This window comes from Helicobacter sp. MIT 03-1616, assembly GCF_000765685.2.
Classification (GTDB): domain Bacteria; phylum Campylobacterota; class Campylobacteria; order Campylobacterales; family Helicobacteraceae; genus Helicobacter_C; species Helicobacter_C typhlonius.
This window is the reverse complement of the sequence record NZ_JROY02000010.1, coordinates 19,112-37,908: the sequence shown is the minus strand read 5'-3', so window position 1 is coordinate 37,908 and position 18,797 is coordinate 19,112. Positions and strand designations below refer to the sequence as shown.

General features: G+C 40.7%; 16 protein-coding genes and 1 pseudogene. 14 read left to right on the top strand and 3 right to left on the bottom strand.

Annotated elements, in window-relative coordinates; translation table 11 throughout:
* Positions 1 to 55: 55 nt before the first annotated feature.
* Positions 56 to 2,338, bottom strand: coding sequence for an outer membrane protein transport protein (locus LS67_RS07450; RefSeq protein WP_138109670.1), 2,283 nt, complete (start codon positions 2,336 to 2,338; stop codon positions 56 to 58).
* A 397-nt stretch (positions 2,339 to 2,735) separates the two neighbouring features.
* On the opposite strand from LS67_RS07450, the gene LS67_RS07445 reads away from it, so the two are divergent.
* The 10 genes and pseudogenes from LS67_RS07445 to LS67_RS07400 all read left to right on the top strand — a co-directional run bounded on the left by LS67_RS07445 (position 2,736) and on the right by LS67_RS07400 (position 13,487).
* Positions 2,736 to 4,130, top strand: a complete 1,395-nt coding sequence (locus tag LS67_RS07445; RefSeq protein ID WP_034326228.1) for a sodium-dependent transporter — start codon at positions 2,736 to 2,738, stop codon at positions 4,128 to 4,130.
* 10 nt (positions 4,131 to 4,140) lie between these two features.
* A pseudogene (locus tag LS67_RS10200) lies at positions 4,141 to 4,928 on the top strand (asparaginase domain-containing protein).
* 89 nt (positions 4,929 to 5,017) lie between these two features.
* Positions 5,018 to 5,437, top strand: a complete 420-nt coding sequence (locus LS67_RS07435) for a YbgC/FadM family acyl-CoA thioesterase (protein WP_034326226.1) — start codon at positions 5,018 to 5,020, stop codon at positions 5,435 to 5,437.
* A gap of 21 nt (positions 5,438 to 5,458) precedes the next feature.
* On the top strand, positions 5,459 to 5,716 hold the full coding sequence (locus LS67_RS07430) for an HP0495 family protein (protein WP_034326225.1): 258 nt from the start codon (positions 5,459 to 5,461) through the stop codon (positions 5,714 to 5,716).
* 8 nt (positions 5,717 to 5,724) lie between these two features.
* Complete coding sequence (locus LS67_RS07425) at positions 5,725 to 6,408, top strand: MqnA/MqnD/SBP family protein (RefSeq protein WP_034326223.1); 684 nt, start codon at positions 5,725 to 5,727, stop codon at positions 6,406 to 6,408.
* A gap of 71 nt (positions 6,409 to 6,479) precedes the next feature.
* Entirely contained in the window at positions 6,480 to 7,910 is a 1,431-nt protein-coding gene (locus LS67_RS07420) for a COG3400 family protein (RefSeq protein ID WP_034326221.1), read from the top strand.
* Between the two features lie 12 nt (positions 7,911 to 7,922).
* Positions 7,923 to 8,981: a 3-dehydroquinate synthase gene (gene aroB / locus LS67_RS07415; RefSeq protein ID WP_034326219.1), complete on the top strand. Its 1,059-nt coding sequence runs from the start codon at positions 7,923 to 7,925 to the stop codon at positions 8,979 to 8,981.
* Positions 8,974 to 10,557 (top strand): mechanosensitive ion channel domain-containing protein, encoded by a 1,584-nt coding sequence (locus LS67_RS07410; protein ID WP_034326218.1) that lies wholly within the window; start codon positions 8,974 to 8,976, stop codon positions 10,555 to 10,557. Before aroB ends, LS67_RS07410 begins: the two co-directional genes overlap by 8 nt.
* Before the next feature lie 13 nt (positions 10,558 to 10,570).
* On the top strand, positions 10,571 to 11,839 hold the full coding sequence (gene mtaB, locus LS67_RS07405; RefSeq protein WP_034326216.1) for a tRNA (N(6)-L-threonylcarbamoyladenosine(37)-C(2))-methylthiotransferase MtaB: 1,269 nt from the start codon (positions 10,571 to 10,573) through the stop codon (positions 11,837 to 11,839).
* On the top strand, positions 11,826 to 13,487 hold the full coding sequence (locus tag LS67_RS07400) for an AAA family ATPase (RefSeq protein WP_034326215.1): 1,662 nt from the start codon (positions 11,826 to 11,828) through the stop codon (positions 13,485 to 13,487). Before mtaB ends, LS67_RS07400 begins: the two co-directional genes overlap by 14 nt.
* A gap of 31 nt (positions 13,488 to 13,518) precedes the next feature.
* Here the strand turns inward: LS67_RS07400 and LS67_RS07395 are convergent, their stop codons facing one another.
* Both LS67_RS07395 and LS67_RS07390 read right to left on the bottom strand, forming a co-directional pair.
* Positions 13,519 to 14,115 (bottom strand): YiiX/YebB-like N1pC/P60 family cysteine hydrolase, encoded by a 597-nt coding sequence (locus LS67_RS07395; protein ID WP_161594485.1) that lies wholly within the window; start codon positions 14,113 to 14,115, stop codon positions 13,519 to 13,521.
* A 31-nt stretch (positions 14,116 to 14,146) separates the two neighbouring features.
* Positions 14,147 to 14,536, bottom strand: coding sequence for a DUF4878 domain-containing protein (locus tag LS67_RS07390; protein ID WP_034326213.1), 390 nt, complete (start codon positions 14,534 to 14,536; stop codon positions 14,147 to 14,149).
* A 281-nt stretch (positions 14,537 to 14,817) separates the two neighbouring features.
* On the opposite strand from LS67_RS07390, the gene LS67_RS07385 reads away from it, so the two are divergent.
* Genes LS67_RS07385 through pdxA form a run of 4 tightly spaced genes read left to right on the top strand, consistent with a single transcriptional unit; the run spans position 14,818 to position 18,732 of the window.
* On the top strand, positions 14,818 to 16,509 hold the full coding sequence (locus LS67_RS07385) for an acetolactate synthase large subunit (protein ID WP_034326211.1): 1,692 nt from the start codon (positions 14,818 to 14,820) through the stop codon (positions 16,507 to 16,509).
* A gap of 18 nt (positions 16,510 to 16,527) precedes the next feature.
* On the top strand, positions 16,528 to 17,010 hold the full coding sequence (gene ilvN / locus LS67_RS07380) for an acetolactate synthase small subunit (protein ID WP_034326208.1): 483 nt from the start codon (positions 16,528 to 16,530) through the stop codon (positions 17,008 to 17,010).
* 10 nt (positions 17,011 to 17,020) lie between these two features.
* Positions 17,021 to 17,818: a pyridoxine 5'-phosphate synthase gene (locus LS67_RS07375; RefSeq protein ID WP_034326207.1), complete on the top strand. Its 798-nt coding sequence runs from the start codon at positions 17,021 to 17,023 to the stop codon at positions 17,816 to 17,818.
* Complete coding sequence (pdxA, locus tag LS67_RS07370) at positions 17,806 to 18,732, top strand: 4-hydroxythreonine-4-phosphate dehydrogenase (RefSeq protein WP_034326206.1); 927 nt, start codon at positions 17,806 to 17,808, stop codon at positions 18,730 to 18,732. The genes LS67_RS07375 and pdxA overlap by 13 nt, the downstream gene beginning before the upstream one ends.
* The last annotated feature ends 65 nt before the right edge of the window (positions 18,733 to 18,797 follow it).

Sequence of the window (18,797 nt, the reverse complement as noted above, 5' to 3'; positions counted from 1 at the left end):
CTATGAATTCTCTTAATGCTTGAATTACGCTATTTTGTGCCTTTTTAATAAAAAGTTAAAATTGATAACCCAAAGAAGCAGAGAGCAAATGAAGTTGTCCGAATCCACCTGTTTGATAAATACTTTTACGCCCATCTTTAAGACTTAGACTATATGCAACGCCTAGATTCCATTGCTCACTAAATGTTTTTCTCACTCCTGCACCAAACATATAGGCATTACTATCGGGGATTCCTATTTTATCTTGAGGCACAGGGGATTGGTCAAATGCCGCAGAAAACATTAGAAGTAGATTCTTTTGTGTCAAATAAGTAACCCCTAAACGCAAAGCAATAGTATCCTGCCAACCATCACCCATAGCCACTGCACCATAATCAGCTAACCCCATCATTGCTTCTAATTGCTGCGAACTAAATTGCATTACCATACCGCTAAGAGGCGTAAATTTGGGATTGCTAAAGTTAAATGCAAATTTATCTCCCTTGCTCCAATAAATTCTCTCATATACAAACTCTACACTTAATTGCTCAAAATAGTGCATTATTGCAATTTGCACGCTTGAAGGAAGCGTAACACCAAGATTTAAATCTGCTTTCATATTTACATTACCCACAGAACCACCAATATAAGTTGTAGCATCAAGACCGCCCTTGAGGTTAAAAGTTACGGGAGAAGTATAAACAACACTCAAAGTAGTTTTCTTGCTTTCAAAGGGACGCATACTCATTGCAAGTTTATAGCCAAAGGCAAGATCTGCACCATTACTTTTTTGCTCTACTTTAGTCGCTCCTACAAGCCTTGTAGTAATCTCCATATCTCCCATACCAAAGGCATTTGCCACTTGTTTGGCATCCATTAGAGGGAGATAGCCACGTGGAGATCCATCGGCATCTGTTTCTGTTGGAGATGGATAAGCACAAGGTCCCGGGTTACTTGTTTGCAAGTTACCATTAAAATCATAAAATGTCCCTGTGTAACAATTCACATATGCTCCTAAGTTTTGAGCTTCTTTCATAGTGTCTGCTAAATTACCACAACCATAAAAATCACTTGTGCTATAACCATTTTGAATACAATAATTTACACCATTGACAAATTTATAGCCTGTTTGCTCTACCCCATTAATAGTAGTTTTATAAGTTTGATTAGGCACTTTATTGAATAATGTGGGCAAACAAATAGCTGTTTGACTTGCACAAGTCTTATCATTATACCGCCATTCTAAGTTACCATTTGTCCATTCACCCTGATAGTTCTCCCAATTCTTTTTAATTTTTGCGTTAATCTCTGCAACCTTTGCATTATAACCTGCAACATCAATGCTTTGTTTATTGTCATCAACATAAGGAGCAAACACACTCGGGTCAGGCATACCAAACCACGCTTCAGGATTAAATATTGTAGGCATTTGATATCGAAGCTTATTATTTAAGTGTCCTCCACCAGAAACTCCTAATCCTGCCAAAGCAGCTAAAGCATTACCTTGAGCTGTATTTACTGCATAAATGAGCTGCGCCATAGCTGGTGGCACCATAGATTCTGGAATTTCATCAAAATCTTTAATATTTGTAATCACTTCACCGGGCTTATCTTTTGTGCCAAGTGGAACAAACACAGTGTTTTTGAAATTGCCCATTCCATAGAGAATCCGCGGACTTACCCCAATAGAAATACGTTCATCATAATTCCAACTCAAAGAAGGACTAAATTCCACCATTGCAATCATCACATTGCGTAAAAAAGCCCCTGCCTCGCCATTCCAATTCATTGCTAATCCGCTAGGAGCAGTAAAACTCGCACCAAAATTCCAATTTCCCCACTTATTTTTAGCAGTTTTGCTTTTATAAAAAATCTTAGGCACAGGAAAAAATGTCGGGTCAGCAGAACCCTCAACTAATGCACCTCTCTCACTAAATCCCCATTCTCCGTGCTGGTTTTTCACTTCAGAGGGCACTTCAATGGGTGCACTCAAATCCACACCCAAAAAAGTGTTTGCTAAATTTGCCATATTTGAATCAATACCCAATGTCGTAGTGGTGCTTAAGCCCCAATTAATAGAGCCCTCACCAATATTTTTCAAATTCGTATCTGTTGTAAAAGCAAAACCCGGAATGTAAATGCCTGTAAAAGTAATATCTAAATCGTGTTTAGCCGTGTCTGATAATGGGTGAGAAAAACCCATATTAGCAGGATTATAATATGCGCTATCCGCCCCATAAGCTCCAGCGACATAAGCAGAATTCAGCGCGGTTGAATTAAGGCTCTGCTCATTTATTTTGAAGCCCGATGTATAGGCAAGACAACAACACAAAAGCAAGAGAACAAGACTTCTTAGCACACTTTTTCCTTATTGAAATATATAAGGTTGTGAAATTCTGTAAAGCATAGAAAATAACCTTACAAAAACTTTTATGGGCGCGAGATAGCAAAATATGTGCCTGAAAAATCTCACACAAGTTAAGGTCTTGCTCAAGTATGCACGAATTATAACCTTATAGTTGCATATGCAACAAAGGGCTGAATTTTATATTCCAAGGATAAATATGTCAAGGATGGATCAAAGAGGAATACGGAAAAATGCAAAGCCTTAAAACAAAGTCAAATATTCTGCACTTTTGCAAAATAGAATCTGCGAGATACAATCAAAGATTCTAAACTTTCCAAAATAGAAAGACGCAACTTTGCTATATTTTAGCTAGAATCCACAGATGCTAACACAAAAAAGGAACATACAGATGAATAACTTCAGTAGGCTGGGCTTTATTATGGCGACTTTGGGTAGCTCTATTGGTTTGGGACATATTTGGCGATTTCCATATATGGCAGGGGAAAATGGCGGTGGGGCTTTTGTGATATTCTACCTTATCCTTGCGCTATGTATTGGCGTCTCAATGCTGATTGCCGAAATGCTCCTTGGCAACATTGCGCGAAGCAACCCTTTAGATAATTACCCTATCCTTGATAAGCTTAATACCTCACCTACTGCACACGATAAATTAGACATACACAATCAATCTGTGCAAGATTTAAAACCCCTTAATAAATCCCTGATGTGGCTAGGGATAAATGCCATTGCCGGACCCCTTATCCTTAGCTTTTACGCGGTAGTAATGGGCTGGATTCTGTATTATCTCATCTTTGTTAGCACTCATTTGCCTAGTGATATTCAAGGCTCTGTTGCACTTTTTAATGAGATTCGGACACAATCATTCCTGTGGCAGAGTTTTTGCTTTGCTAGTATTATTGCTTTTACTGCATTTGTTGTGGCGCGTGGGATTAAAAAGGGTATTGAGCGACTCAATCTTATCCTTATGCCTCTGCTTTTTATTATATTTGTGGGACTACTCATCTATGCACTTACGCTCGAGGAGTTTGGTAAAAGCTGGCATTTTATGTTTCATTTTGACCCATCGCGCATTACTCTTGATACGCTTATAGAATCTCTCGCGCAAGTCTTTTTCTCCCTCTCACTGGGCGTAAGCACGATAGCTGTCTATGCGGCAAATGCAAAAGAGGGTGAAAATCTCCTTAAAAGCGGCTTGTGGGTAGTAATAAGCGGTATTGTCATCTCGCTTATCGCCGGACTTATGATTTTTACATTTATTTATCATTTTGACGGGCAGCCAAGCGAGGGTGTGGGGCTTTTACTCATCTCTTTGCCCCTTGCATTTCATTCGCTGGGGAGCAGCGGAGAGGTTATTAGCATACTCTTTTTTATTGCTGTGCTTTTTGCCGGACTCACTTCCACAATCTCTATGCTTGAGCCGGGTGTGAGAATCCTCTGCGACAAGCTTAATTTTTCCCAAGCCAAAGCCTCATACACATTAGGCGGCGTGATTTTGATACTCGGCTTTCTTGTGATTTTGTGGAGTAATGCTGACCTTAATATGCCTACCATACGCGAAAAAAACCTTTTTGATATGCTCGATTTCCTCACCACCTCCGTGCTTATGCCGCTAGGAATGTTGTGTGTGCTTCTCTTTTTGGGCTGGTATATCAAGGTGGAGAATCTGCGAAAATGGACGCCCTATCTGCCAAATACGCTTTTTTTCGTGTGGCTATGGATACTACGCATTGTCGCGCCCGGCATAATTTTAGTCATTTTTATCTCACAGCTTTTTTCTGCATAGAATCTCGACTATGGAGAGCACACAAAAGCCTACTATCGCTATTCTTGCCACAGATGGCACGATAGCCGGTCTTATGGATTTACACACTACGCATTGCGGGGTAGATTCGCATACATTGGAATATAAGGCGGGTATGCTCGATATTGATTTACTCATTCGTGCCTTGCCACAGGAGATTCACACTATCGCTTCCTTGCATACAGAGCAGATTGCCAACATTGACAGCGCGGATATGAGCGCAGAGATATGGCTCACTCTCGCTAAGCGCGTTGATACCTTGCTTCAAAGCGCACATATTAGATTCTGTAAAATCATATGATGAAGCAGATTCGCATAATATGTATTATGGTGGCGATTTGGGCTATATAGAAAATCATCGCATTTTTTTTCGCCCACAGCCACAAGGGTGCAATTTGTCCTTTAGTGTGAATGATTTAGACTCTCTGCCTCGCGTGGAGATTCTAGGCTCTTATGCAGGAGATGGACTTGCCACTGCTGCCAAAGCTCTAATAGAGCAAGGCACAAGGGGGCTTGTTATTGCTGGGAGCGGTGCGGGAAGCATACACGCACATCATAAAAGTGCGCTAAAAAAAGCTCATCAAAGAGGGCGTGGTAGTCGTTATAAGTTCGAGGATAAACTGCGGTAAAGTCATTGTAAATAAAGAGGATAGAGAATGTGGCTTTATTAGTAGCGAGGATTTGAATCCACAAAAAGCGCGTGTGTTGCTTATCCTTGCGCTTACGCGCACGAGCGATAGGGGAGAAATTTCGCGCATTTTTGAATCTCTTAAGAGTTGATTCACAATTTGCAAGACACATAACATTACACAATACTAAACTTAACTTTGCTACAATATTTGCAAAAGTTATATTCTAAGGAGAGGGCGTTGGAATCATATCGCTTGAGAGTGTATTTTGAAGATACGGATTGTGGCGGGATTGTGTATCATACAAATTACCTTAAATATTGTGAGCGCGCACGAAGCGAATTGTTTTTTGCTAAAAATATGCAGCCTTTTGTGGAACAAAGTGGCTTTGTGCTTAAACACGCCGAAATGGATTTTGTCGCAAGCGCACATTTAGGCGATATGCTAGAGGTAAGAAACGAGATTTTAGAGTGCAAAAATGTTTCCATAAAGCTCAAGCAAAATGTGTATAGAATCTATGACGCACTTGCGCATTCTTTAAGTGATGCTCTCGTGTTTAGCGCGGTGATTACCCTTGCCTTTGTCGATGTGAAAAAGGGCAAACCTTGTAAGATTCCGACATTTATGCGTGAGATTTTAGAGGGCAAATCTTTAAGTTAGATTCTAAAAAATGGAGAAATAATGAATCTTGATATGCAAAAACCAAACATCGTTTATCCCTGTGTGTGGGAGTATCGCATTATCGGTGAGAGTGAGGAGAGGCTACGCGAACTTGTCTTTGAGGTAATGCCACGCGAATATAATATAAAGCTTGGCAAACACTCGGCACAGGGGCATTTTGTGAGTGTATATGTGAGCGTGGAGGTGCAGAGTGAAAGCGAACGCAATGATATTTTTGTGCATTTAAAACAAGATAAAAGCGTGAAAATGGTGTTGTAGGGCTTACTATGCGCTTTGGTAAAATCGAGTATTTGAATCTGCTTCCCTTTGATGTGTTTATCAAAAAATATCCCACGCCTTCATATTTTAAAATCTTTTTGGGCTTGAGGAAATCCTACCCTGCGAGGCTTAATAAGGATTTTTTGTATCGGCGAATTGATGCGGGATTTATCTCGAGTATCGCAGGATATGAGAGTGCGCGTCAAAAAAAAGCGACAAATGCGGGGATTGTGGCAAAGGGCGCGGTATGGAGTGTGCTCGCCTTGCCTCGAGCGCAAAAAGACGATTATCAATCTGCTTCATCAAATGCCCTAGCAAAGGTGCTCGGCGTGAGGGGCGAGATTCTTATTGGTGATAGGGCTTTGCACTACAATTTGGGTGGTGGTGAGAGCATCGACCTTGGTAAGCTATGGTGGGACAAACATCATTTGGGTTTTAGCTTTGGGCGATTGTGCTTTAATAAAGATAGCGCGTTTTATAAGCAACTCGCGCAAAGATTCATAAGAGTGCCTGTGAAGATTCCGCATTATATTTTGCAGGAACGAAGCAGACAGAGCAATATCGCTGCTGCGGATATTCTCGCATATCTTAAGCACATTCATTATCGTATAGGCAAAAAAGAGAGCATAGCCTTAAGTCGATTCTATACACAAATGCGCCTTAAGGGTATCAAAAAGCCTACGCGTTTTTAAAGGCTTGGTTATTACTTTTTGGCTATAATCATCCCTTTGAAACTCATTGAAACTCACAACAAAGGGCAAGTGTGAAAAAAACGCTTATTGTCGCGCAAGGGGGTATTGCAAGAATATTTCTTGATACGATTTTAGACAAATATTTTAGCAATGACTATTATGTGGTCGTTACAAAAGATATGTGTTTTATGCCCGATAATGCACCTAGCTCCTTTGAATTTCATTGTTTTGATTATACCTCTTCGTTTCGTCTAGGGGAGATTATAGACAACGACATTCATAGCGTGTTTTTGGTGCTCGAAGATAAAAGTGAGATAATTGTTACTTATGAGCTTATCCGCGCTATAAGCAAAAACGTGCGTATTGTAATGGCGCTTGAGGAACAAAAGAAAAGCGCACAAATGAAAAATGATAACAATGTGATTATTTTAAATGAAGAGCTGATTATTTCAAATAAATTTATCGAGCGTCTGCCAAATGTCCCGCTTATCCCGCGTAGTTTTGGGCTAGGGCAGGGCGAGATTATGGAAGTTGGTGTGCCAAGCGGGAGTATATACGCATATCGGCACATAGGTTCTATACAGCAGAAAAATTGGCGCATCGTTGGCATTTATCGTGGTGGCAAGTTGCTTTTAAGCACACATTCTTTGGTGATTCAGCCAAATGATAGTCTGCTTATTGCTGGAGACCCAAAAAAGCTTAATGATGTGTATAGGCAGATAAAAAGTGATATAGGGCAGTTTCCTGCACCATTTGGACGCGATATTTTTCTTTATATTGATATGTCGCTTTCAAGCGAACATAGAATCTTTAATGATGTGCAGGACGCAATTTTTTTAAATGATAATCTCAAAAATAATAAGCTTTTTATCCATTTGCTTAATCCCTCTAATTTCGCGTTCCTCAAATCAATAAAGGATTTAGAATCTAAGAGCGTAAAGGTTATGGTGGATTATAATAATGCGAGCTTTAAGGAGAAAATCGCTCAAGATTCACAGAAACGTTTTGGGTTGGTGATTGTGAATCACGATATTTTTGCTTTGCGTAAGAATCGTAAGGTGCTTTTTGACCTCTCAATCCCTGTGCTTAAGACAGGCTATGAGCATATAAGCGAGTGCAAACAGGGCTTTGTCGTGTTAAGTGAAAGTATGGGAAATGCGGATAATGTAGCTTCGGTAGTATTTGATGTGAGTAAGCAGCTCAAGCTTGATATTGATGTGTATGATTATGATACGGACGCGCTGTATCATAATGAGATTATGCAGCGATATGAGGAGCTTGCGCGGATTTTTAAATGCGATATGAATATGATACAAACAGATTCAAAAAATCCTATTTTGTATTTGCAAGATAGCTTTATCCCTTATTTGTGCTTTGTGCCATTTGAGCGGGGCATTTCGCGCACCAAGACCTTTTCATTTCTTTCTACTGATGCTCATAAAATTGTATCAATGAACAATAAGAATCCGCAGATTTTTATTCCACTTTCGCAAGTTAAATAAGGAGGAGAAATTATGAGCGAAATTGTGCATATAGAGACAAAAACTTCACAATATCCTATTTATATTGGGGCATTACCAAAAATAGAATCGAATCATAAGATTCTTATTGTTTCAAATCCAAAAGTCGCCGGGCTGTATCTCAAATATGTCCTAGAGCGTATTTTTGCGCCTGAAGTGTATGTGTGTATTGTGCCAGATGGCGAGAAGTATAAAAATATGCAAAATATCGAGTATATCCTTGAATGCGCTTTTACTCATCGCCTTGATAGAAAATCCTTAATGATTGCGCTTGGCGGGGGCGTTATCGGCGATATGGTGGGCTTTGCAAGTGGGATTTATCAGCGCGGGATTGATTTCATACAGATTCCAACAACACTTTTAGCGCAAGTTGATGCGTCTGTTGGGGGCAAAACCGGCATTAATAATAGCTTTGGTAAGAATCTTGTTGGGCTTTTTCATCAGCCACAAGCGGTATATATCGACCCCTCTATGCTCGCCACTCTCCCAAGTAGAGAGTTTGGAGCGGGAGTAGCAGAGATTGTCAAAATGGCGGTGTGCTTTGATAAGATATTTTTTGATATGCTGCTTTCGCATAGGCTCACATTGCAGGATATAGTGTCTTTGAGTGCAGCCATAGCCACAAGTGTAAAGATAAAGGCAGGTGTTGTAAGTGCTGATGAGAAAGAGCGAGGCATTCGCGCCGCATTGAATTATGGACATACTTTCGGGCATATTATTGAGAATCTTACACAATATGAGAGATTTCTACACGGAGAGGCGGTAAGTATGGGTATGTGTATGGCAAATGCACTTGCTTGTGAGCTAGGAATGATGACGCAAAGTGAGTGTGAAAGCATAGAGAAACTGCTTGCAAGTTATGATTTGCCTACAAGATTTAGTTTTTCATCAGCGAGTGGATTTTATGAGAAATTCTATCTTGATAAAAAAAGCACAGATTCTAAGATTATGTTTATCTTGCCTCAAGGCATTGGTGATGTGAGACTACTTGATGATGTGCCAAAAGATGTTGTGTTAAAAGTGTTAAAAGCCTGTGGAGAATGTGATGAATAAATTAATCTTATGTGTGATTGCGCTGCTTTGTGCTACTCTATCTCTTGGCTTTGGAGATGATCTTTCGCTTAAAGAGCAGGTAGAGGTTATTGATAAGCAGCTAGAATCGAGCCACAATGCGTGGCTCAAGCACTATATGAGTATGCAAAACTATAATGAACTTAGTGATGAAATCAATATATTAAAACGAGAGATTCAATCCCATATCAATCCTCCCCGCTCACTCACTTCGCGCCTAGAGACTTTGCAAAGGCAGCAAGATTTGTTAAAAGACTATGCAAAAGAGCCATACAAGGAACTTCTAGAAATTAAGACAATCGATGAAGTGCCACAGATTACTAATCCATTTTTAGCTTTTTCTGGGTATTCTTTTATGAAAATAATGAGGGAGCAACAAAATACGCTTCAAAGCAATTATGATAGTTTGCAGCATTTGCTTGATATGGTGCGTGAGAAATACACGCTTTTGCTTGAGCTAAGTTTTACTGATAAATCCCTTGAAGTAGCAAGTGCCATTGCTTCCACACAGAGAATGATAGAAGAGCTCGAGGGGGCACAAAAAATCTTAGAAACTTCGATTGATATTTATGTGCAAGAGAGTGAGAATATCAATACAAAGATTACAAATCAAATCAAAAATCAAATTGTAAAAATCGTGTATGTAGGCATAGCAGTGCTTATTACGATTCTTTTAGCCTTTTTGCTGAAGCTCACTCTACGCAAATATATCCTTGATACAGATAGAATCTATACTGCAAGTAAGGTGATTAATTTCTTAAATATCACCATTATCGTGCTTATTCTGCTTTTTAGCTATATGGAGAATGTAACCTACCTCGTGGCGATTGTGGGTTTTGCTTCAGCGGGTCTTGCTATTGCGATGAAAGATTTATTTATGAGTGTGCTCGGCTGGTTTGTCATCGTGCTGGGTGGCACTGTGCATGTGGGTGATAGGGTGCGCGTGGTAAAGGATAATAGCATCTATGTAGGCGATGTACTGGATATTTCTATGCTAAGAATCACACTTTTTGAAGATGTAACACTCACAAGTTATAAGGAAAATCGCCGAGCTGGGCGCATTATCTTTGTCCCAAACAATTTTATTTTTACTACAATGTTTGCAAACTATACGCACGGAGGGCTAAAGACCGTTTGGGACGGGATAGACTTTAGTATCACCTTTGATAGCAATCATAAAAAAGCACTCAAAATTGCCACAGATATTGGTAAAAAATATGCCAAAGGCTACACGGAAATGGTGCGTCAGCAGGTGCATCGTATGCGCGATAAATACTCTCTACGCAATCCAAATCTTGAGGTGCGAAGCTATTGTATGATAGAGCCAAATGGACTTAGAATCTCAATGTGGTATCAAACAAACGCCTATGCCACACTCGCCTTGCGTAGCACGATTTCAGGGGAGATTATCGAGGCAATTTTAAAAGAAGATGATATACACATCGCCTATCCTACAACTAAAGTTGTTGCCACCGGTGGCAATGGTATTGGCGATACTGCCTCTATTTCTAGTCATACCTCCGCAAATGCCTTGCTAGGCGGCGCGATAGAATCTTAGCGAAGGATATATTTTGCAAAAAAAGGTATATTTTAAAACCTTTGGCTGTCGCACAAATCTCTTTGATACACAGGTAATGAAAAGCTGCATAGGAGAGGAGTTTGAATGCGTCAATGATGAGGAGAGCGCCGATGTGGTGGTGGTAAATTCTTGCACGGTAACAAATGGTGCAGATTCTGGTGTGAGGGGCTATCTCAATAAAATACGCCATTTGGATAAAAAAGTCTATCTTACCGGCTGTGGTGTGGGGACAAGGGGAAAAGAGCTTTTTCATAATAATCTCGCCCATAGTGTATTCGCCCATAGTTTTAAAGAATCTATTGGAGATTTTTTGCGCACAGATGAGCGATTTTTTTATGAAGAAAAAAACGAGACACATATCGATAGCACGATGATTGCGGAGTTTGCAAATAAATCACGCGCGTTTTTGAAGATTCAGGAGGGTTGTAATTTTTCGTGCAGTTATTGCATTATTCCTTCTGTGCGTGGGCGCGCACGGAGCTACCCAAAGGAGAAGATTCTAAATCAAATCTGCGCTTTAAGTGAAAATGGTGTAGATGAGGTGGTGCTAACAGGCACGAATGTTGGTAGTTATGGCATAGATTTAGATAATTATAATCTTGCCAAACTTATTTGTGATATAAATGCTCTCAATGTCCTTAAACGCTTACGCGTAGGGAGCTTAGAGCCTAGTCAAATCAATGATGAACTTAAAGATGTTTTGAATCTACCCCTAATGGAGAGACATTTGCATATCGCACTTCAACATACGAGCAATACAATGCTAGAGGTAATGAATAGGCTAAATCGCGTGGAGAGTGATTTAGCCTTGTTTGATGAGTTTGCTCAAAAAGGCTTTTGTTTGGGGAGTGATTTTATTGTGGGACACCCCGGCGAGAGTGAGGAAGTGTGGCAGGAATCTTTGCATAACTTTAGAACCTTTCCGCTTACGCATTTGCACCCCTTTATTTACTCTAAGCGTGATGGCACAAGGTCTAGTGCTCTTGTAAATGAAGTCAAGGGCGATATTGCTAAAGAGCGACTACATACGCTTAAAGATATTATCACGCATAATAACGAATCCTTTAGAAAAGCGCATAGAGTGCCTTTAGAAGTGCTTGTTGAGAGCAAAATAGAATCTGCAAATGGCTTTATGTATAGTGGGCTTGACCAGTTCTTTAACCGCTTTTATTTTGTATCCTCTCAAGAGGGTTTAGAGGGCAAATGGCTCACATTCACATCTTATGAGATACACAAGGAGGGGAATTATGGTAAAGTCTAAAAGTCTCATCGTGGGGATTGTTGGCGTTGTTGTCGTAGCAATTCTTGTCGTGGTGATGCTTATGCGTGATAATACCCAAGTGCTTAGCACACAAGAAGCACAGACTTTGCTTTCGAGTGGAGAAGTGCGCAATGTGAGTGTGGATAATGACTATTTGTATTTTACACATAAAGATGACAATTATAAAGTCTATCTCTACCCCATTCCGCTTGAAGCGTGGGGCTATATGTTCCCCATTAAAGTGAGACAAACATTTTTTAGTAGCGAGATTCTGGGCGAAATTGGTGTGATTGTTGTCGTATTTTTAGTCCTAAGCCTATTTTTTGCGCTTGTGCGTTCGCACAGAAAGAACAAAATCCCTCAAAAAATACAAAATGAGCCTATACGAGAGAGTGTGCCACTTATAGAATCTAGCTTTATGCCAATGAGTAGTGCAGTGCGTTTTAAAGATGTGGCGGGGATTAGCGAGGTGAAAGAAGAGCTTGTAGAAATTATTGATTATTTGAAAAATCCTAAGCATTATCAGGATTTGGGCATTACTTTGCCTAAGGGTGTGCTACTTGTTGGACCTCCGGGTGTGGGTAAGACAATGATAGCCAAGGCTGTGGCTGGTGAAGCCGGTGTGCCATTTTTTTATCAAAGCGGTTCAAGCTTTGTGCAAATCTATGTCGGTATGGGTGCAAAGCGCGTAAGGGAGCTTTTTGCGAGGGCAAAGGCAAAAGCACCGAGTATTATTTTTATTGATGAGATTGATGCAGTGGGGAAAGCGCGAGGCAACACACGTAGTGATGAGCGCGAGGCAACACTCAATCAACTTTTAACAGAAATGGACGGCTTTGAAGATTCTAGTGGTGTGATAGTCATCGCAGCAACAAATAAGATGGAGGTGCTTGATGAGGCACTTTTGCGTAGTGGGCGATTTGATAGGCGAATCTATGTAGAGCTGCCAAACTTGCAAGAGCGAGAACATATTTTGGGGCTGTATTTGCAGGATAAAAAGCACGAGCTTGACATAGAGGAGGTGGCACGCTTGTGTGTGGGTTTTAGTGGTGCAGCTCTTGCGGCACTCGTAAATGAATCCGCTCTCAACGCTCTAAGGCGCAAATCAAATGTGATACAAAAAGAAGATATTTTAGCCACGAAAGACAAGGTGTTGATAGGCAAAAAGAAAGTGTTGAGCCTAAGCGAGAAAGAAAAAGAGATTCTAGCTCTTTATCAGGGTGCAAAGGCGTTGAGCGCGTATTGGTTAGAGGTGGATTTTGATAAAATTGCACTTGTGAGTGAGAGTTTTAGGGCTGTGGATAAGGAGATTGTGAGTAAGCAGGAGCTTATGGCGCAAATCAAGGTCGCCCTAAGTGGCAATATCGCCGTGAGTTACATTTATCAGCAGAGTTTTAGTAATGCAAAAGAAGATATTGCACGTGCTAAAGGCATAGCTATGCAGATGTGCGAGGAATATGGAATGAGTGAGCGATTATTGAGCGATAGTAGCGATGTGGCGGCGATTTTAGAATCTGCACAGAGTGAGATGCGCGAATTTATTACTAACTCAAAAACCGCCCTTTTAGCAATTTCTAAAGCCTTGCAAGAGCGCGAACGACTAAACAAGGACGAGATAAAAGCAATCTATGAGGGTTTAAGAATCTAGAATGCAAAAATTTCTTGTTTGTAACTTTTTGTCAATATGCTCGACTTTCATAAATGAGTGTTGAATTAGAATCCTCATAAAATGCCTTTGGAAAGAGATAATCTCCGCTAAAGGCGGGTAAATCAATACGTTCATAATCTATATTGAGCGGAATAATGGGCGATAAGATTTGCTCGAGCAAAGTCGTGCAGTATAGTGCGCCTTTGTTTGAATCTAGCACAAAAGTTTTGCCAAGATAGGCGGACACTTGCAATGCGATATGCTCCTTTTGAGCTTTGCTTAGATTTAGTCGTTTAATCGCAATGTTTTGCGCGTGGGATAAAAATTCATCAATGGAGCTTAGAATCACCTGATTTGGCATTTTGAGATTATCATCTGGTGTGGCGTGTAAGATAATAATAGGTTTTGAGCTAACAACCAATCCAATGTGTGTATAGCGATGTTTGCTTAGGCGTTTAATCACTACACTTTCTATGCCTATACCTTCTCGTAGAATCATATCGCCTATCTGCAATGGAGGGAGAGGGCGCAAATCTTTGTGTAAAAGCGTGGGGGTAAGAGATGAGGGGGAGAAATTAAAAAGCGTTGCGATACAAAGTGCCACAACGCCAAAACATAACGCAAGCAATACGAGATAGAATCTCCTAAATTGCAGCTTTTTAGAGGTCAATTTTCCATTTGCCATCTATGTTTGTTAGCTTCACGTGCTCCATTTTGTCTTCACCATTCTTAAAATTCACGCGCAATTCTATTCTTGCTTTCTTTTCATCTACTTTTTCAGACAACACTTCTATATTTTTTACTCCTCCAGCATTGTCCGCATTTTCTTTAGCTATTTCAGCCGCTGCTTTAAGTTTGCCCTCTACAAACTCTTTTGCACCCGCTTTTTCATTTTCTGGAATATACACATACTTGATAAGTGCATCGCCCTTGCCATTATATACATCCTCAATGAAAGAAACTGCCACATCTTTTGGTGTATCTCCACCGCAGCCTACAAAAAATAGCGCAAGTGCCGCGCCCAAAGTAAATGCTAATTTTTTTAGCATTAAGACTCCTTGTGAAATAAAATAAAAATTTAATCCTAGCGAAATTTTGTAACAAACATAATATAACTTTTGCATATTGTTGGATTCTTAAAAATAAGAGTTAAATCCTAAACATAGCAATTTCCTAACTTTTGACATTGCTTTATTGCATTAAAAGGTGCAAAAAAAGCACATATACACAAAAAGCGTGAGATTCAATCATCTAAAGCTGCATATTTTAAACAAAATTTAGGTATCATCAACGCTTTTTAAAAGCGACTAAAGAGGCAAAAGGAGTTTTTATGAAGCAGCTAACAGGGGCACAAATGATTATCCAAGCCTTGCATTTAGAGGGCGTAAAGGTAGTGTTTGGTTATCCCGGTGGTGCGGTGTTGCATATTTATGATGAGATTTATAAGCAACAATATTTTCATCATATTCTTGCACGGCACGAGCAAGGCGCGGTGCATTCAGCCGATGGCTATGCGCGCAGTAGCGGGGAAGTGGGAGTGGCTATTATCACTTCTGGTCCGGGATTCACTAATGCAGTTACAGGAATAGCCACCGCTTACACAGATTCCATTCCGCTTGTGGTGATTAGCGGACAAGTGCCTATTACGCAAATTGGCACAGATTCATTTCAAGAGATTGACGCGGTTGGAATCTCGCGCCCTTGCACGAAACACAATTTTTTAGTGCGCAATATTGCCGAATTACCCAGAATTTTAAAAGAAGCTTTTTATATTGCACGAAGTGGGAGACAAGGACCTGTGCTTGTGGATATTCCAAAGGATATTACTGCGACATTAGGCACATTTGACTATCCAGATTCTATTGCATTACAGAGTTATAGACCTACGATTAAGGGGAATCCACGTCAAATCAAAAAGCTTTGCGCGGCTATCACACACGCCAAGAAGCCTTTGTTTTATATCGGTGGGGGTGCGATACTCTCAAATGCAAGTGAAGATGTGCGTGAGTTGGCTCATCGCACAGGGATTCCTTGTGTGGAGACTCTGCTCGGGCTTGGCGTCTTGGCGCATAATGATGAGAATCTACTAGGAATGCTAGGAATGCACGGCAGCTATGCGGCAAATATGGCGGTGAGCGAGTGCGATTTGCTTATTTGCCTTGGTGCGAGATTTGATGATAGGGTAACGGGCAAATTGAGTGAGTTTGCCAAAAATGCAAAAATAGCACATATCGATATAGACCCTAGCTCTATTGGTAAAATCGTAGGTGTGGATTACCCTATTGTGGGCGACTTGAAGTATGCTATTGCTGATATGCTTATTGAGCTTAATGGCTATGAGAGGGAGCATATTGAGCAGTGGCGGGAGCATTTGCGCTCACTGCAGCGACAGAATCCGCTAAGCTATGAGGATAGCGAGGATTCTATTAAACCCCAATGGATTATTGAGCAGCTAGGAGAGAGTTTGAGTGAGAGGGCGATTATTACCACTGATGTGGGACAGCACCAAATGTGGGCGGCGCAGTTTTATCCTTTTAGCTTTCCGCGTCAATTTTTAAGCAGCGGGGGGCTTGGCACAATGGGCTATGGCTTGCCCGCTGCTCTTGGTGCAAAACTCGCGTGTGAGGATAAAATTATCGTCAATATTACAGGAGATGGCTCAATTTTGATGAATATTCAAGAGTTAATGACTTGTGTAGCATATAATATTCCTGTAATTAATGTGATTTTGAATAATAATTATTTGGGTATGGTGCGCCAATGGCAGACTTTATTTTATGATAATCGCCTCTCTCACGTAGATTTGAGTTTGCAGCCGAATTTTGTGAAGCTTATAGAATCTTTTGGAGGTGTGGGCTTTAGGGTAGAGCGTAAAGATGAGTTTGCCCCAGCACTCAAAGCCGCGCTAGATTCTAAAAAAGTGGCGTTTATTGAGGTTCTTATTGATAGACACGAAAATGTGTTGCCTATGGTGCCAACAGGTGGGGCAATCTATGAGATGATGCTCCCGCAGAGTAAATAATCGCATAAGGAAGCAACAATGGAAGCAAAAAATAAAGAAATGAAAAAAAGTATTTGTGTGAATGTGATTAACGAGCATAGCGTCTTAGCGCGTATTTCCGGGCTTTTCTCTGCGCGGGGCTATAATATAGAATCTTTGACTACTGCCCCCATTCCAAATAGCAATCTCTCACGCATTACGATTGTTACGCAAGGCTCGGAAGTGGTGATAGAGCAGATTATCAAGCAACTACATAAGCTTATCCCGGTGGTGAGCGTGATTTCAAACGATGATTTGCTTGAAAAAGAGGCAGCGCTTGTAAAGATTCCATTAAGTGAGCGTTTAGCAGATATAGAGGTGCTGTGTAAGGCTTACAATGGTAAGATTGTCAATGCGAATGAAAAATATATCATTGTCATCGCCACTGATAAGCCAACCGCGATTAATCAATTTATCGCTGCTGTGAAAATCTTTAATCCAAAAGAGATTATTCGCAGTGGTGTTATTGCTATGGAGAAATAAGGAGGTGATGATGAGATTAGGGGTAAATATCGATCATATTGCGACTTTGCGTGAGGCGAGAGCGATTTATGAGCCTGACCCGCTAGAAGCGGTGTTTGTGGCAAAAAATGCGGGAGCACACCAAATCACCTTGCATTTGCGCGAGGATAGGCGACATATCCACGATAGTGATGTAAAGCGCATTATTCAATCAAGCCCTTTGCCTATTAATATAGAATCTGCTCTTGATGAAAAGATTATAGACTATCTTTGTGCTCTCAAGCCCCGCCGTATTACGCTTGTGCCAGAGAAAAGAGAGGAAATTACAACTGAAGGTGGGCTGGATATAGAATCTCATTACAACACTATACGCACTACACTCAAAGCCTTTGAATCTGTGGGTATTGCAAGTGCGCTTTTTATCGACCCTAAAAAAGAATCTATCTTTCTTGCAAGGGAGCTTGGAGCGGACGCTGTGGAGCTACACACGGGTAAATACGCAAATTTGCACCTTATGGCTTATAGTAATCTCTCGCGCACACAACATAGCATTAAGGAGTTAGATATGCCTATGCGTGATATGCTGGAGCAAATTAAAATAAGCCTTGATGAACTCTCTCAATGCGCGACTTTAGCGACTTCTAGCACGGATACACGCTCACTTGAATGCTTTGCGGGACACGGGCTTAATTATCAAAATGTGGGCGCGGTTGCCACTATTCCTTACATTAGTGAGCTAAATATTGGGCATAGTATTATCGCAAGAGCGATGTTTGTGGGGCTAGAGCGTGCAATTATTCAAATGAAAGAGGCGATGTGCCAAAAATAGCCATTAGTATTGGCGATGTCAATGGCGTGGGGATTGAAATTGCTTTAAGAGCGCATAAGATTATTTCTCAAATCTGTGAGCCACTCTATTGCGCTCATCGAGAAGTTTTAGAATCTGCGAGTGAGATTCTATCTTATCCTATACCCCTAGATATACAGTGTGTGGGTGATTTTGCCTATGATGTAGGGAATTTTATCACGCCGGGTGTGGTGAGTGCAAAAAGTGGCGCATATAGCTACCACAGCTTTATGCAGGGGGTGAATCTTACCCAAAGTGGTGAATGTGTGGCGTTAGTAACCTTGCCTATACACAAAAAAGCGTGGCAGGAAGCCGGAGTGGCATTTGTGGGGCATACTCACGCCTTATCTACTTTTTTTAAGAAACAGGGCATTATGATGCTGGGCTGTCCTGCACTTTTTGTCGCACTTTTTACCGACCATATTGCCCTCAAAGATGTGAGCGCGTGTGTAAAAAAAGAGAAACTTATTGATTTTTTACTTCGCTTTGCTTTGGCTGTGGCTTTAGATGAGCCGTGCTGTGTGCTAGGGCTTAATCCACATTGCGGCGATGAGGGTATTATGGGAGATGAGGATAGCTCTATTAGCGAGGCAGTGTATGAAGCAAATATGGCTTTGGGAAAAGAGCTATTTTTTGGCGCATATCCACCTGATAGTGCATTTTCTCCGCTTAATCGTGCAAAGTTTAGGTATTTTGTGAGTATGTATCACGATGTAGGCTTAGCTCCGCTTAAGGCGCTGTATTTTGAGGAGAGCATTAATGTCAGCCTTGATTTGCCTATTTTGCGCACTTCTGTGGATCACGGCGTAGCGTATGATAAGGCATATAAAAAAGGAAGCAATATCAGTGTGCAAAGCTATCTCAATGCGGTAGAATATGCTATAAATAATGCTTGAATCCAAAATGCAGTTTAAGGATAAAATCTTATAATAGCATTTTATTATAAAATATTAAGGAAATC

Bases quoted from the DNA above. Each gene is read 5' to 3' on its own strand.
- LS67_RS07445 (WP_034326228.1), top strand. From the start codon at position 2,736: ATGAATAACTTCAGTAGGCTGGGCTTTATTATGGCGACTTTGGGTAGC.
- LS67_RS07430 (WP_034326225.1), top strand. From the start codon at position 5,459: ATGAATCTTGATATGCAAAAACCAAACATCGTTTATCCCTGTGTGTGG.
- LS67_RS07425 (WP_034326223.1), top strand. From the start codon at position 5,725: ATGCGCTTTGGTAAAATCGAGTATTTGAATCTGCTTCCCTTTGATGTG.
- aroB (WP_034326219.1), top strand. From the start codon at position 7,923: ATGAGCGAAATTGTGCATATAGAGACAAAAACTTCACAATATCCTATT.
- LS67_RS07410 (WP_034326218.1), top strand. From the start codon at position 8,974: ATGAATAAATTAATCTTATGTGTGATTGCGCTGCTTTGTGCTACTCTA.
- LS67_RS07400 (WP_034326215.1), top strand. From the start codon at position 11,826: ATGGTAAAGTCTAAAAGTCTCATCGTGGGGATTGTTGGCGTTGTTGTC.
- LS67_RS07390 (WP_034326213.1), bottom strand. From the start codon at position 14,536: ATGCTAAAAAAATTAGCATTTACTTTGGGCGCGGCACTTGCGCTATTT.
- LS67_RS07385 (WP_034326211.1), top strand. From the start codon at position 14,818: ATGAAGCAGCTAACAGGGGCACAAATGATTATCCAAGCCTTGCATTTA.
- ilvN (WP_034326208.1), top strand. From the start codon at position 16,528: ATGGAAGCAAAAAATAAAGAAATGAAAAAAAGTATTTGTGTGAATGTG.
- LS67_RS07375 (WP_034326207.1), top strand. From the start codon at position 17,021: ATGAGATTAGGGGTAAATATCGATCATATTGCGACTTTGCGTGAGGCG.